This is a genomic window from Ascidiimonas aurantiaca (assembly GCF_037646345.1).
Classification (GTDB): Bacteria; Bacteroidota; Bacteroidia; order Flavobacteriales; family Flavobacteriaceae; genus Ascidiimonas; species Ascidiimonas aurantiaca.
In genome coordinates, this window is the sequence record NZ_JBBEWR010000001.1 from 48,013 (window position 1) to 62,024 (window position 14,012).

General features: G+C 40.9%; 11 protein-coding genes. 6 read left to right on the top strand and 5 right to left on the bottom strand.

Annotated features, from left to right (window positions below):
• The first annotated feature begins 451 nt into the window (after window positions 1–451).
• From ilvD to WAO84_RS00240, 6 genes are read left to right on the top strand one after another with little or no spacing between them, the layout of a single operon-like run.
• The gene (ilvD, locus tag WAO84_RS00215; protein WP_340062999.1) at window positions 452–2,128 is read left to right on the top strand and encodes a dihydroxy-acid dehydratase; all 1,677 of its coding nucleotides are present in this window, start codon (window positions 452–454) and stop codon (window positions 2,126–2,128) included.
• A 13-nt stretch (window positions 2,129–2,141) separates the two neighbouring features.
• Entirely contained in the window at window positions 2,142–3,875 is a 1,734-nt protein-coding gene (gene ilvB / locus WAO84_RS00220; RefSeq protein ID WP_340063000.1) for a biosynthetic-type acetolactate synthase large subunit, read from the top strand.
• Window positions 3,876–3,880: 5 nt separating this feature from the next.
• A complete protein-coding gene (gene ilvN / locus WAO84_RS00225; RefSeq protein ID WP_340063001.1) occupies window positions 3,881–4,420 on the top strand; it encodes an acetolactate synthase small subunit in 540 nt (179 codons plus the stop codon).
• 24 nt (window positions 4,421–4,444) lie between these two features.
• Complete coding sequence (gene ilvC, locus WAO84_RS00230; protein WP_340063002.1) at window positions 4,445–5,914, top strand: ketol-acid reductoisomerase; 1,470 nt, start codon at window positions 4,445–4,447, stop codon at window positions 5,912–5,914.
• A 13-nt stretch (window positions 5,915–5,927) separates the two neighbouring features.
• Complete coding sequence (gene ilvA, locus WAO84_RS00235) at window positions 5,928–7,190, top strand: threonine ammonia-lyase IlvA (protein WP_340063003.1); 1,263 nt, start codon at window positions 5,928–5,930, stop codon at window positions 7,188–7,190.
• A gap of 13 nt (window positions 7,191–7,203) precedes the next feature.
• Complete coding sequence (locus tag WAO84_RS00240; protein WP_340063004.1) at window positions 7,204–8,796, top strand: NADP-dependent glyceraldehyde-3-phosphate dehydrogenase; 1,593 nt, start codon at window positions 7,204–7,206, stop codon at window positions 8,794–8,796.
• 538 nt (window positions 8,797–9,334) lie between these two features.
• Here the strand turns inward: WAO84_RS00240 and WAO84_RS00245 are convergent.
• The 5 genes from WAO84_RS00245 to WAO84_RS00265 all read right to left on the bottom strand — a co-directional run bounded on the left by WAO84_RS00245 (window position 9,335) and on the right by WAO84_RS00265 (window position 13,922).
• Window positions 9,335–9,517 (bottom strand): hypothetical protein, encoded by a 183-nt coding sequence (locus WAO84_RS00245; RefSeq protein WP_340063005.1) that lies wholly within the window; start codon window positions 9,515–9,517, stop codon window positions 9,335–9,337.
• Between the two features lie 129 nt (window positions 9,518–9,646).
• Entirely contained in the window at window positions 9,647–10,765 is a 1,119-nt protein-coding gene (leuB, locus tag WAO84_RS00250) for a 3-isopropylmalate dehydrogenase (protein WP_340063006.1), read from the bottom strand.
• Window positions 10,762–11,361 carry a 3-isopropylmalate dehydratase small subunit gene (leuD, locus tag WAO84_RS00255; RefSeq protein ID WP_340063007.1) on the bottom strand — a complete coding sequence of 200 codons (600 nt, stop codon included), beginning with the start codon at window positions 11,359–11,361 and terminating at the stop codon, window positions 10,762–10,764. The genes leuB and leuD overlap by 4 nt, the downstream gene beginning before the upstream one ends.
• 1 nt (window position 11,362) lies before the next feature.
• Window positions 11,363–12,745, bottom strand: coding sequence for a 3-isopropylmalate dehydratase large subunit (gene leuC / locus WAO84_RS00260; protein ID WP_340063008.1), 1,383 nt, complete (start codon window positions 12,743–12,745; stop codon window positions 11,363–11,365).
• 4 nt (window positions 12,746–12,749) lie between these two features.
• Entirely contained in the window at window positions 12,750–13,922 is a 1,173-nt protein-coding gene (locus WAO84_RS00265) for a 2-isopropylmalate synthase (RefSeq protein WP_340063009.1), read from the bottom strand.
• Between the last annotated feature and the right edge of the window lie 90 nt (window positions 13,923–14,012).

Genomic DNA, 14,012 nt, shown 5'->3' on the forward strand with positions numbered 1-14,012 from the left:
CATTAATGTTTTCAATTTAAATAATTATTTGTAATATTGATCTGTAATGAAAAGAAATTTCGAAAATAAGGTCACTATTAATAGTATTTGCTCAAAAGGCAAATAAGGGGACCGGTAATTGAAAAATATAAATAATGCCTTCCCTTACGGAAGGCTTTTTGTTTTAAAAAATGTATTTACAAGTGATCATTAGCAGTATTAAAGTAATTCATCCGCTACCGGGTTGATGCAAATAGTACTATCTCAAGAAAAGCCTGTATCAATCAAAAAGATACAGGCTTTTTTTATGGGCTGAGGCTTGTTGGCTATGATAAATCAGTTTTTTTAAAAAGCTGTAAAACAGAAAGTTATAATAATTATTTAACAATTGAATTTACAATAAACAGAAAGAACGAGAAGAATCTCCCGTTTTAAATCTGATAATTTCGAAGTAAAAAGAAAAGAAACTGTAATGGCACTAAACAAGTTCAGCAAAAATGTCACACAAGATCCCACACAGCCGGCAGCACAGGCGATGCTTCATGCCATAGGGCTTACCCGTGAAGATCTTTCTAAGCCTTTAGTAGGTATAGCAAGTACCGGATATGAAGGGAACCCCTGTAATATGCATCTTAACGAATTATCTGCCTGGGTTAAGAGAGGGACACAGAAAGAAGATCTGGTAGGATTAATTTTTAATACTATTGGTGTGAGTGACGGTATTTCCATGGGAACCACCGGTATGCGGTTTTCCTTACCGTCGCGAGATGTTATTGCAGATTCTGTAGAAACGGTAATTCAGGCTATGAATTACGATGGAGTTGTAACTGTGGTAGGCTGTGACAAAAATATGCCGGGAGCTCTCATGGGGATGTTACGTCTTAACCGTCCTTCGGTATTAGTATATGGCGGAACGATAGCCGCGGGTTTTCACGGTGAGAAAAAACTAGATGTAGTCTCTGCATTTGAGGCCTGGGGACAAAAAGTTGCCGGTAAAATTACTGAGCAGGAATTTGAAGCAGTAGTACAAAATGCCTGTCCCGGTGCCGGCGCCTGTGGAGGGATGTACACAGCCAATACCATGGCATCTGCTATTGAAGCGTTGGGAATGGCATTGCCTTATAATTCTTCTAACCCGGCTAATAGTACCGCCAAAAAAGAAGGTTGTGTAGCAGCCGGTAGGGCCATGCGCCTTCTCCTGGAGAAAGACATAAAACCCAGAGATATCGTTACCAGAAAAGCCATTGAGAATGCGGTACGCCTTATAATGTTGTTGGGGGGCTCTACGAATGCGGTACTTCATTTCCTGGCCATCTCAAAGGCTGCCGGAGTAGATTTTAAACTGTCCGATTTTCAAAAAATCAGTGATACTACCCCTTTACTGGCCGATCTTAAACCCAGCGGTCAGTTTGTTATGGAAGACCTGCATCATGTCGGCGGAATTCCGGCAGTATTAAAATACATGTTAGAGAATGGATTATTACACGGTGATTGCCTTACGGTAACCGGAAGAACGCTTGCCGAAAACCTGATGGAGGTTCCTGCTCTTAAAGAAGGGCAGAAAATTATACATCCCCTAAGTAACCCGATAAAAGAAAACGGGCACATCCAGATATTGTTTGGCAATCTCGCATCAGAAGGTGCAGTAGCTAAAATTACAGGCAAAGAAGGCTTACGTTTCAGTGGTAAGGCCAGAGTTTTCAATAGTGAGTTTGAAGCCAATGAAGGCATAAAACAAGGACAGGTACAAAAAGGTGATGTAATTGTAATACGTTATGAAGGACCCAAAGGGGGGCCTGGGATGCCTGAAATGTTAAAACCTACAGCAGCTATTATGGGCGCAGGCCTTGGCAAAGAAGTAGCCCTGATAACCGATGGTAGATTTTCAGGAGGAACCCATGGCTTTGTGGTTGGGCACATATCTCCCGAAGCACAGGAGGGTGGTATGATTGCCTTTATTCAGGATGGAGATCACATTATCATTGATGCAGAAAGCAATACCATAGAAGTAAGTATTGATGAGGAAACTTTACACTTGCGAAAAGCGAACTGGAAACAGCCCGGATTTCGTTATCAAAAAGGTGTTTTATACAAATATGCCAAAACCGTTTCATCGGCCTCACAGGGCTGTGTGACCGATGAGTTTTAATTCTCTATACAAGATGGAAACACTTAAAAAACAGGTAAATCCACAAAAAAGCACAAAAACCCTAAAAATAAGTGGGGCAGAAGCAGTAATTCGTTGTTTGTTGGAAGAGGGAATAGATCTTATTTACGGATATCCCGGAGGGGCTATTATGCCTATTTATGATGAGCTCTATAAATTTCAGGATCGTTTGCATCATGTGCTTACCCGTCATGAACAAGGAGCCACACATGCGGCACAGGGCTATGCAAGAGCTACCGGAAAAGTTGGTGTAGCTATGGCTACTTCAGGCCCGGGTGCCACTAATCTGGTTACGGGACTCGCCGATGCGCAGATAGACTCGACCCCCATGGTTTGTATTACAGGGCAGGTAGCGAGACACCTTCTGGGGTCAGATGCTTTTCAGGAAACTGATATAGTAGGCATATCTACACCCGTTACCAAATGGAACTATCAGATCACCCGTGCAGAAGAGATTCCCGAAGTCATTGCCAAAGCTTTTTATATAGCGAGAAGCGGTCGTCCCGGTCCTGTGCTCATAGATATTACCAAAAACGCCCAGTTTGACGAATTGGATTTTTCTTATAAGCCCTGTTCGGTAATAAGAAGTTACAAAGCAAACCCGGAAATAGATATCGCGAACGTAGAGGCGGCGGCACAGCTTATAAATACAGCCAAAAAGCCATATATCATTTTTGGTCAGGGAATAATCCTCGGACATGCAGAAGACGAACTCAAACAATTAGTTGAGAAGACCGGAATACCGGCTGCCTGGACCATTCTCGGCCTTTCAGCTTTATCAACAGACCATCCCCTAAATGTTGGGATGGTGGGTATGCACGGTAATTACGGCCCCAATGTACTCACTAATGAATGCGATGTACTCATTGCTTTAGGAATGCGATTTGATGATCGGGTTACCGGCAAACTGGACACCTATGCGCGGCAGGCCAGGATCATTCATTTTGAAATAGACCCGGCTGAAATTGATAAAAATGTAAAAACCGATGTGGCCGTTCTGGGAAATGTAAAAGAAGCACTTCAGCTTTTGTTACCTATGCTTCGTGCCAACAAACATGAATCGTGGCATGAAGAGTTTCGTAAAAAATATGCCGTAGAATTTGATGAGGTGATCAAAAAAGATCTGTATCCCACCAAATCCGGTCTGACTATGGGAGAGGTAATGGAGTGCATTAATCAGGCTTCCGGAAACGATGCAGTAATTGTTTCAGATGTAGGCCAGCATCAAATGATAGCCTGCCGATATGCCAAATTTACCCGAAGTAAAAGTAATATAACTTCCGGTGGTCTGGGTACTATGGGTTTTGCCTTACCTGCTGCACTGGGAGCAAAAATGGGAGTGCCTGACAGAGAAGTGATCGCAGTTATAGGTGATGGAGGCTACCAGATGACCATTCAGGAATTGGGAACTATTTTCCAGACGGGCACCGCTGTAAAAATAGTAGTACTTAACAACAATTTCCTGGGTATGGTACGGCAATGGCAACAATTGTTTTTTGACAGGCGATATGCCTCCACCGAATTGGTTAATCCCGATTTTGTAACCATTGCTAAAGGCTATAACATATCTGCACGGCGTGTTGCCAAAAGAGAAGAACTCCGGGAAGCAGTTGAAGAGATGATCGCATCAAAACAGGCTTACTTCCTGGAAGTTTGTGTAGAGAAAGAAGATAATGTATTCCCCATGATCCCAACCGGGGCTTCAGTTTCAGATATTCGCTTAAGTTAAGAGTTATGGAAAACAAGACATTTACCATATCAGTATATTCAGAAAACAATGTAGGATTGTTAAACAGGATATCAGGTATCTTCCTGAAGAGGCATATCAACATTGAAAGCCTTAATGTTTCAGAATCAGAGATCGAGCACGTGTCACGCTTTGTTATTGTAGTGCATACTACAGAGAACTGGGTGAAGCGTATTGTAGGGCAGATAGAAAAGCAAATCGATGTAATAAAAGCATACTATCACACCAATGAAGAGACTATTTACCAGGAATCGGCACTGTTTAAAATATCGAGTAATCTGCTTTTTGACGATCTGCAGATACAACATATCATCAAAGAACACAATGCCACTATTGTAACAGTGTCCCGTGACTTTTTTGTAATAGCAAAAACAGGAGTAAGGAGTGAAATTGAAGCGTTGTACAAGATATTTCAGCCTTACGGCATTATGCAGTTTGTAAGGTCTGGAAGAATATCCGTTTCAAGAAATGAAATGAAAATATCTGCTCTTTTAAAAAAATTCCAGGGAATAACCACACAATCATAATACAATTTATATAACTTTTAAAAAATGACAAATTATTTCAATACACTTTCTTTACGATCCAAGTTAGAACAACTGGGTGTATGCGAGTTTATGGAGCATTCTGAATTTAGTGAAGGAGTAAAAAAGCTTTTGGGAAAGAAAATAGTGATCATAGGTTGTGGGGCCCAGGGGCTTAACCAGGGGTTAAATATGAGAGATTCGGGGCTTGATGTTTCTTATGCCTTGCGGGAAGAGGCCATTGTAAAGAAAAGGCCTTCTTTTAAGAATGCCACAGAGAACGGTTTTAAAACAGGCACCTATGAACAACTTATTCCCACCGCAGATCTGGTATGTAATCTAACTCCCGATAAACAGCATACCGCTGTAGTGAAAACAGTGATGCCACTAATGAAAAAAAATGCCATACTGTCTTATTCACATGGTTTTAATATTGTAGAAGAAGGTATGCAGATACGTAAAGATATTACCGTGATCATGGTAGCTCCCAAATGCCCAGGATCAGAAGTAAGAGAAGAGTATAAAAGGGGTTTTGGAGTACCCACCCTTATCGCAGTGCATCCGGAAAATGATCATTTAGAGCAGGGGTTACCTGTAGCCAAAGCTTATGCGGCCGCTACCGGCGGACATCGTGCCGGAGTGTTACGATCATCTTTTGTAGCCGAGGTAAAATCAGACCTTATGGGAGAACAAACCATATTATGTGGCTTGTTACAAACCGGATCTATACTTTGTTTTGACAAAATGGTAGAAAAAGGGGTTGCACCTCCCTACGCTGCCAGGCTGGTACAATACGGCTGGGAAACCATTACCGAAGCCTTAAAGCACGGAGGTATCACTCATATGATGGATAGGTTAAACAATCCATCAAAAATAGCAGCTTTTCAAAAATCAGAAGAGTTAAAAACCCTTATGCGGCCTTTGTTCAGAAAACATATGGATGATATTATGAGTGGCCATTTTTCGGAAACTATGATGAAAGATTGGGCCAATAATGACAAACAATTACTTACCTGGCGCGAAGAAACCGCTCAAACCGCTTTCGAAAAAACCGAATCTGCATTACAGACCATTCCTGAACAGGAGTACTTTGATCACGGAACTTTGATGGCTGCATTCGTGAAGGCGGGTGTTGAACTTGCTTTTGAAACCATGACCGAAACCGGTATCGTAGCCGAATCAGCCTATTACGAATCGCTTCATGAAACCCCTCTTATTGCCAATACCATAGCCAGAAAAAAATTGTATGAAATGAACCGCATCATTTCTGATACCGCAGAATACGGATGCTACCTTTTTGATCACGCTTGTAAACCCCTGCTAAAGGAGTTTATGGAGCAAATAGATACACGCTTTATAGGTGAAGTATATACCAAAGATCATACAGTAGATAATAAGACGCTTATTGAAGTAAATCAGGCCATTAGAAATCATCCCATAGAGAAAGTAGGTGCTCGGCTAAGGAGTTCCATGACTGCTATGAAAAAGATTGTTTAAAAAAACATACGTCTTGAAAGTTAACACAACATACATACCCACCCTGGAAGATGTGACCCGGGCAGCATCGGTACTACATTCGGTAGTACGCGAAACCCCGCTTACGTATAATAAAACTTATTCAGACCACTACGGGGCACAGGTGTTTTTAAAAAGAGAAGATCTGCAGGAGGTACGCTCCTATAAAATAAGAGGCGCGTATCACAAAATATACGGACTCTCCGAAACTCAGAAAGCAAAAGGTATTGTTTGCGCCAGTGCCGGGAATCATGCCCAGGGGGTTGCTTTATCTTGTAAGAAACTAGGAATTAAAGGAACCATTTATATGCCGGTAACCACGCCCGGGCAAAAAATAGATCAGGTGCTAATGTTTGGCGGGGCGTTTGTAGATATTGTTTTACAAGGAGATACATTTGATGAAGCTAATGAAGAGGCATTAAAAATATGTAAGCAACAGGGAAAAGAGTTTGTACATCCCTTTGATGATGAGCGTATAATAGAAGGGCAGGCCACAGTGGCCCTGGAAATACTGCATCAGAGCACCACAACTCCTGATTATCTTTTTGTTCCCGTAGGAGGTGGAGGGCTCATTGCGGGAACAATAAGTATTATTAAGGCATTATCGCCAGATACCAAAGTGGTGGGAGTAGAACCCAAAGGGGCTGCATCTATGAAAACATCTCTTTTAAAAAAAGAAAATGTGCTTCTGGAGAAGATAGATAAATTTGTAGATGGTGCTGCGGTGCAACGGGTAGGTAACAAAACATTTGAGATCTGTAAACAATTGTTACCCGATATGGTTACTGTAGATGAAGGGTTAGTGTGCCAGACCATTCTGGACCTTTATAACAAAGATGCCATTGTCGTAGAACCTGCAGGAGCATTAACACTGGCGGCCCTGGAAACATACCGTTCTAAAATAAAGAACAAAAATATAGTTTGCGTGGTAAGTGGAAGCAATAATGATATTACCCGTACCGCAGAAATAAAAGAAAGAGCCCTTTTATATGCCAATTTAAAGCATTATTTTATTGTTCGATTTCCGCAAAGGGCAGGGGCCTTAAAACAGTTCGTGGCCGAGATACTGGGCCCCGATGATGATATTACCCACTTTGAGTATTCTAAAAAACACAGTAGAGAAAAAGGACCGGCAGTAGTAGGCATCGAACTGAAAAAGAAAGAGGATCTGTACCCATTGATTGAAAGGATGAAAGTTCACAACTTTTATGGAGACTATTTAAATGACAAACCGGATTTATTTCAATTTTTAGTATAATGTTATAATACATATGAAAACAATACAAATTTCAATACCCGAAAAATTCCGAATAAATACCCCTATTCATCAGGACCATTACCTAATAAATGGAGAGTTGAAGCCCTGGAAGGGCAAAGTCACAGAAGTGTATTCAACCATTTCCAGCACCGATATCTATGAGCCTACACTTTTAGGGACCATTCCTTACATGGAAGAAAATGAGGCTCTTGAGGCATTAGATGCAGCATATCATGCCTATCGAAAAGGGCAGGGGGCATGGCCTACCATGAAAGTGGCAGACCGTATTGCCAGTATGGAGAGTTTTGTAAAACAAATGGAAACTAAAAAAGATGAGGTAGTAAAACTCCTGATGTGGGAAATTGGAAAGACCTTACCCGATTCTGAAAAGGAGTTTGACCGAACGGTTGAGTATATCTACGATACTATTGAAGAATATAAACAATTGGATAGGGATAGCGCCAAATTCTTAAAGAGAGACGGGGTTTATGCACATATTCGAAGAGGGCCGTTAGGTGTGGTCTTATGTCTGGGCCCTTACAATTATCCGCTTAACGAGACTTTTGCTTTACTTATACCCGCACTTATAATGGGCAACACGGTGGTCTTTAAACCGGCAAAGCACGGAGTGTTGTTAATTTCACCGTTATTAGAAGCTTTTAAGAACAGTTTTCCAAAAGGCGTAGTCAATATTTTATACGGTAGAGGGCGACAGGTAGCCGCTCCCATAATGAAAACCGGAAAGATCGATGTATTGGCACTAATAGGTAACAGTAAATCTGCCATAGCCTTACAAGATCAACACCCTAATAAAAATCGTCTCAGACTGGTGCTGGGCCTTGAAGCAAAAAATCCGGCTATTGTATTGCCTGATGCAGATCTCGACCTGGCGATAGATGAATGTATTGCAGGGACTCTTTCATTTAACGGGCAACGATGTACTGCTCTTAAGATTGTATATGTGCACGAAGCAGTAAGAGAAGAGTTCAACCAAAGGTTTGCACAACGGGTAGATGCACTTCCTTTTGGTAACCCCTGGGATGATGGCGTAAAACTTACCCCGTTACCAGAACCGGGAAAACCGGATTACATTGAAGAATTATTGACCGATGCCCGGGAAAAAGGGGGGCGAATACTCAATAAAAAAGGAGGAAAGCGAAGTGAGAATTATATTTTTCCCGCCGTAGTTTATCCTGTAGAAAAAAATATGCGTTTATATGAGGAAGAACAGTTTGGTCCGGTAATTCCCATAAGATCTTTTACAGATATACAACAACCTTTGGAAGATATGGCACAATCAAATTACGGGCAACAGGTAAGCCTTTTCGGGAGCGATGTATATACACTCTCCCCCCTTATAGATGCTCTGGTAAATCTGGTATGCAGAGTAAACCTTAACAGCGCCTGCCAGCGAGGGCCGGATGTTTATCCTTTTACAGGGAGGAAGGATTCTGCAGTAAGTACATTAAGTGTACATGATGCACTCCGTTCTTTTTCCATCAGGACTTTTGTGGCATCAAAAGATAACCCATATAATAATGAGATACTCAAAAAATTACTGGAAACCAAGGTCTCCAATTTTATGAGTACCGATTACATTCTATAAAATATAAGGGCGATTTAAAAAAATCGCCCTTATTTTCTACTTATGGATATGTATTCTTGATCCAGAAACAGGGTATATCTGGAAATACGCTAAATAAGGTAGTTTCACATTTTCCCGTACCAAAACATTCCGGCTGGGTTATTAAAAGAGCCATTACTCACCTTTTATAGAACTTACTTTTAGATTGGTTGGTAATGCAACTTTTTTTAGTGCCAGTTTGTTTAATATGTACTTTTTTATGAACCTTTCTTTAAACAGGTAAAAACTCAATAGTTGATATATACAGGAAATAGTATTTTTTAAACCACACTTCCCGAATATTTGAGTTATTATCTTAGTAGCATGGGGTAATGGGAAATACGGTAAACAATGTACTTTCGCATCTGGGCGTACCCCAGCATTCAATTTCATTATTAACTGAGCGAAGTCCGCCCTTGATAGAATGAGTCTTTAAGTTGGCTATAGAATTTCTCTTTAATGTCAACTTGTTGATTTGTACTTTTTTCATGATTTTTAATTTTAGAGGAATGGATAAACATTAATAGCAGGGGATACCGGGCCATGAATACAGAGGTGTATCACATCTGCGGGTGCAACCACATAAGCTTTCATCTGGGTTATTTATCGATTGTAAGCCCCCTGATAGTTGGTCTGCCATTAACTTGGAAACGGTTTGTTTTGAAAAACGGAGTTTTTCCGATGTTAAATGTGCTTTTTTCATAATAAAGAGTGTTTAATATATTTTTCTTACTACAATATAAGTAATTAGTGTAAAAAATATATGATAATTAACACATTTAACAAAAAACCCGGAAATATTCCCGGGCTTTTCCTACTAAAAATAAATCAACTAAATAATGGTGGACTGACCAAAATTTATGTTTTCCTGATTAAGTTTCAACTCTTCATCTATATGCAAAATATATTCAGCTATAAAATCGCCTACTTTTTGGGTACCGTAACTACTATTGGGATCCAGATCGGTGGTTACAATACCGGTTTCCAGTGCTTTTTCTACGGCTAACCGAACTGTATGGGCCTCTTCAATCAACTGAAAGTGCTCAAGAAGCATAGCGGCAGAGAGAATGGAAGCTATAGGGTTGGCAATGTCTTTTCCTTTAGCCTGCGGATATGAGCCGTGTATGGGTTCAAACAAAGCATTTTCATCGCCTATAGAGGCCGAAGCAAGAAGCCCTATAGACCCTCCAATGACACTAGCTTCATCAGAAATAATATCCCCAAACATATTTTCGGTTAATATGACATCAAATTGAGTGGGATTGAGTATAATTTGCATGGCAGCATTATCTACGAACAAAAAGTCCAGTTCTACATTTTCATAGCTCTTTGCTATTTCGGTTACTACTTTTCTCCATAAGCGGGAAGTCTCCAATACATTTGCCTTATCTACCAGGGTTAGTTTTTGCTTTCGGTTTCGCGCGGCTTTAAAAGCCAGGTGGGCTATGCGTTGAATTTCTTTTTCGGTATAGCTGCAAAGATCTGATGCTTCGGTACCTTTTTCATTCTTCTTTTTTTCCCCAAAGTAAATTCCGCCGGTAAGTTCTCTGTAAATGGTAAAGTCTGTTCCTTCAATAATATGCTTTTTAAGCGGCGATTTATCAATAAGGCTTTCATATGCCTTTACCGGCCTTATGTTCGCAAATAACCCCAGAGATTTTCGAAGACGTAAAAGTCCTTGTTCCGGTCTTATTTTCGCTTCGGGGTCTGTGTCGTATTTCGGGTCTCCAATGGCACCAAACAATACGGCGTCACTTTTTTCACAAAGAGTAAGGGTCTCTTCGGGTAACGGATTTCCGGTTTTCTCAATGGCAACAGCACCTACCGGAGCATTGGTAAAAGAAAAAGTATGACCAAAGGTTTCTCCAATGGCCTGTAATGCTTTTACAGCTTGCGATGTTACTTCGGGCCCTATGCCGTCTCCTGCCAGTACAGCTATGGTTAATTTCATGTTTTCCAGATGTTTTTTTGGGTTTCAAAAGCTTTTATAATTTCTTTTTTACTTACTAAAAAGTCAATATCGTCATATCCATTTATAAGACACATTTTTTTGTATGTATCTATTTCAAACCGTTCTGTCGTCATACTATTTTCAACAGAAATGGATTGATTTTCAAGATCAATATGAATGAGGGTTTTAGGGTTTTGTTGAACAATGACCATAAGGCTATTTAAAAATGCAGGAGATACCTGAACTGGTAAAATGCCGTTGTTTAAAGCGTTTCCTTTAAAAATATCTGCAAAAAAACTGGATACGATCACTTTAAATCCGTAGTCTGCAAGAGCCCAGGCAGCATGTTCTCTGCTCGATCCACACCCAAAGTTGTCTCCGGCCACCAGTATCTTACCACTATATCTCCCGGTATTAAGCACAAAAGTATCATTAATATCCCCGTCTTTATGGTAGCGCCAGTCCCTGAAAAGGTTTTCTCCAAAACCATGCCTACTGGTTGCTTTCAGAAATCTTGCAGGAATGATCTGATCAGTATCAATATTTTCAATGGGTAAAGGAACCGCAGTGGAAGTAACTATGGTAAATTTTTCCATATTAGTTAAGATGTTGGGTAATATCAATTAGTTTTCCTTCAACTGCCGTAGCAGCGGCTATTAACGGGCTTGCCAGAATAGTACGGGCTCCCTGACCCTGTCGTCCTTCAAAATTTCTATTGGAGGTAGAAACACAGTACTCGCCGGAAGGTACTTTGTCTTCATTCATACCCAGACAGGCAGAGCAACCCGGTTGCCTAATCTCAAAGCCGGCTTCCTCAAAAATACCATCCAGCCCTTCATCGGTGATTTGCTGAGCTACCTGTTGAGAACCGGGTACAATAAGTGCATTTACATGCACGGCTTTCTTTTTGCCTTTTATGTAAGAGGCAACTACTCTAAAGTCTTCAATGCGAGAGTTCGTACAGCTGCCTATAAAAACATAATTTATGCGTTTGTTCAGTAATGATTCTCCTTTTTGGAACCCCATATATTGAAGAGACTTTTCAAAAGAAGCATCATCTACCGCAGGGATGTGACCATTGATCTTAATACCCATACCCGGATTGGTACCATAGGTTATCATAGGAGCGATGTCTTTGGCATCGAAGAAAAACTCTTTATCAAATGTGGCTCCTTCATCGGTTTTTAAGGTACTCCAGTAGGCAATGCGATCTTTTAATTTGGTTTCATCAGGCGCAAACCTGCGTCCCGAAAGGTATTTAAAGGTGGTAGCATCAGGAGCGATCATTCCTCCGCGCGCCCCCATTTCAATACTCATATTGCATACCGTCATACGTCCTTCCATACTCATGTTCTCAAAAACATCACCTGCGTATTCTACAAAATGGCCGGTACCGGCATTGGTGCCCAATTGGGCAATGATGTAGAGGATCACATCTTTAGGTAAAACACCTTTTGCTAAAGTTCCGTTCACGGTGACCCTCATTTTTTTTGGTTTATATAACAAGAGGCATTGGCTGGCAAAAACCTGTGCCACCTGGCTGGTTCCTATACCAAAAGCAATAGTGCCAAATGCCCCGTGTGTAGAAGTATGGCTATCACCACAAACAATGGTCATACCCGGTTGTGTAATTCCTAACTCGGGGGCCATTACATGCACAATTCCCTGGTAGGGATGTCCAAGTCCATACAGGGTAATACCGTATTTATTGCAATTTTCGGTGAGTTGTGCAACCTGGTTTCGGGAAAGCAGATCTTTAATAGGAAGGTGTTGGTTTTTTGTGGGCACATTATGATCGGCCGTTGCAACCGTATTCTCAGGCCGAAAGAAAGGAATATTCCTTTTTTCCAGTTCTGTAAAAGCCTGGGGGCTCGTAACTTCGTGGATGAGGTGCTTGTCGATATATAAGATCTGCGGGCCGTTGGTAATACTTTCAACTACATGGCTATCCCAGACTTTATCAAAAAGTGTTTTTTTCATTTCTTTAGGCAACTCGGGTTTCATTAAGATTACAGGAAGAAACAATTTGATGTAGATCAGTATCTTCCACCTGTTTTTTACGGTCGGCAAACTTGAGAAATTCTTCATATACCAGATCCAGTTGGAGCTTGGTAAGATCGTACCCTACTTTTTTAGCCCGGTAAGCCAGGGCTGCTCTTCCGCTTCTGGCGGTAAGTACTATGGCAGATGCTGTTACTCCCACGTCTTCCGGATTAATGATCTCGTAGGTTTCTCTGTTTTTAATAACGCCATCCTGATGAATACCGGAACTATGGGCAAATGCATTGGCTCCTACAATGGCCTTATTGGGCTGAACCGGCATACACATACTGTTGGAAACCAATAAACTGGTATCATACAAAAGCTTGGAGTTAATATTGGTTTCAAGATTGAGATAGGGATGTTGCTTCAATATCATGACCACTTCTTCCAGTGATGTATTTCCTGCACGTTCTCCAATTCCGTTTACGGTACATTCTATTTGCCTGGCTCCGTTTTTAACCCCTGCAATAGAATTTGCAGTAGCCAGGCCAAGATCATTATGACAGTGGCAGGAAAGTATGGCTTTATCAATACCTCTTACATGTTCTTTTAAATATTTTATCTTTTCTCCGTATTCTTCAGGCAAACAGTAGCCGGTAGTATCCGGAATATTCAGAACGGTAGCTCCGGCTTTAATAACTTCTTCACATATTTTGGCCAGGAAGTCATTGTCTGTACGACCGGCATCTTCTGCATAAAACTCTACGTCCTCTACAAAAGATCTGGCGTAGGTAACGGCCGCTACAGCTCGTTCAATAATCTTTTCGCGATTACTGTTAAATTTAAATTTAATATGAGAATCTGATGTACCTATACCGGTGTGTATTCTTGGCTTTTTAGCATATTTGAGAGCTTCGGCAGCTACTTCAATATCTTTTTTAACTGCACGGGTGAGCCCGCATACAGTTGCATTTTTGACAATTTTTCCTATTTCGGTTACAGAGTGAAAATCACCAGGGCTGGATATGGGAAAACCGGCTTCAATAATATCTACTCCTAACTCATCGAGCCTGCGGGCTATTACAAGCTTTTGTTGAGTATTGAGCTTACACCCCGGAACTTGTTCTCCGTCCCTGAGAGTGGTGTCAAAGATTTCGACTTTTTCTTTAGACATAATTGCTATTGAATTTCTTTTTTACTTAACGAATTTATATTTTGCACCTGTAAACCTCGACTTTAACATGAGTGTCTTTACAATGCTTAA

What these genes read in the sequence shown, in the direction of transcription:
- leuB (WP_340063006.1), bottom strand. Translation starts at nt 10,765, where the DNA reads ATGAAATTAACCATAGCTGTACTGGCAGGAGACGGCATAGGGCCCGAA.
- ilvD (WP_340062999.1), top strand. Translation starts at nt 452, where the DNA reads ATGGCACTAAACAAGTTCAGCAAAAATGTCACACAAGATCCCACACAG.
- WAO84_RS00240 (WP_340063004.1), top strand. Translation starts at nt 7,204, where the DNA reads ATGAAAACAATACAAATTTCAATACCCGAAAAATTCCGAATAAATACC.
- ilvN (WP_340063001.1), top strand. Translation starts at nt 3,881, where the DNA reads ATGGAAAACAAGACATTTACCATATCAGTATATTCAGAAAACAATGTA.
- leuC (WP_340063008.1), bottom strand. Translation starts at nt 12,745, where the DNA reads ATGAAAAAAACACTTTTTGATAAAGTCTGGGATAGCCATGTAGTTGAA.
- ilvB (WP_340063000.1), top strand. Translation starts at nt 2,142, where the DNA reads ATGGAAACACTTAAAAAACAGGTAAATCCACAAAAAAGCACAAAAACC.
- leuD (WP_340063007.1), bottom strand. Translation starts at nt 11,361, where the DNA reads ATGGAAAAATTTACCATAGTTACTTCCACTGCGGTTCCTTTACCCATT.
- WAO84_RS00265 (WP_340063009.1), bottom strand. Translation starts at nt 13,922, where the DNA reads ATGTCTAAAGAAAAAGTCGAAATCTTTGACACCACTCTCAGGGACGGA.
- WAO84_RS00245 (WP_340063005.1), bottom strand. Translation starts at nt 9,517, where the DNA reads ATGAAAAAAGCACATTTAACATCGGAAAAACTCCGTTTTTCAAAACAA.
- ilvC (WP_340063002.1), top strand. Translation starts at nt 4,445, where the DNA reads ATGACAAATTATTTCAATACACTTTCTTTACGATCCAAGTTAGAACAA.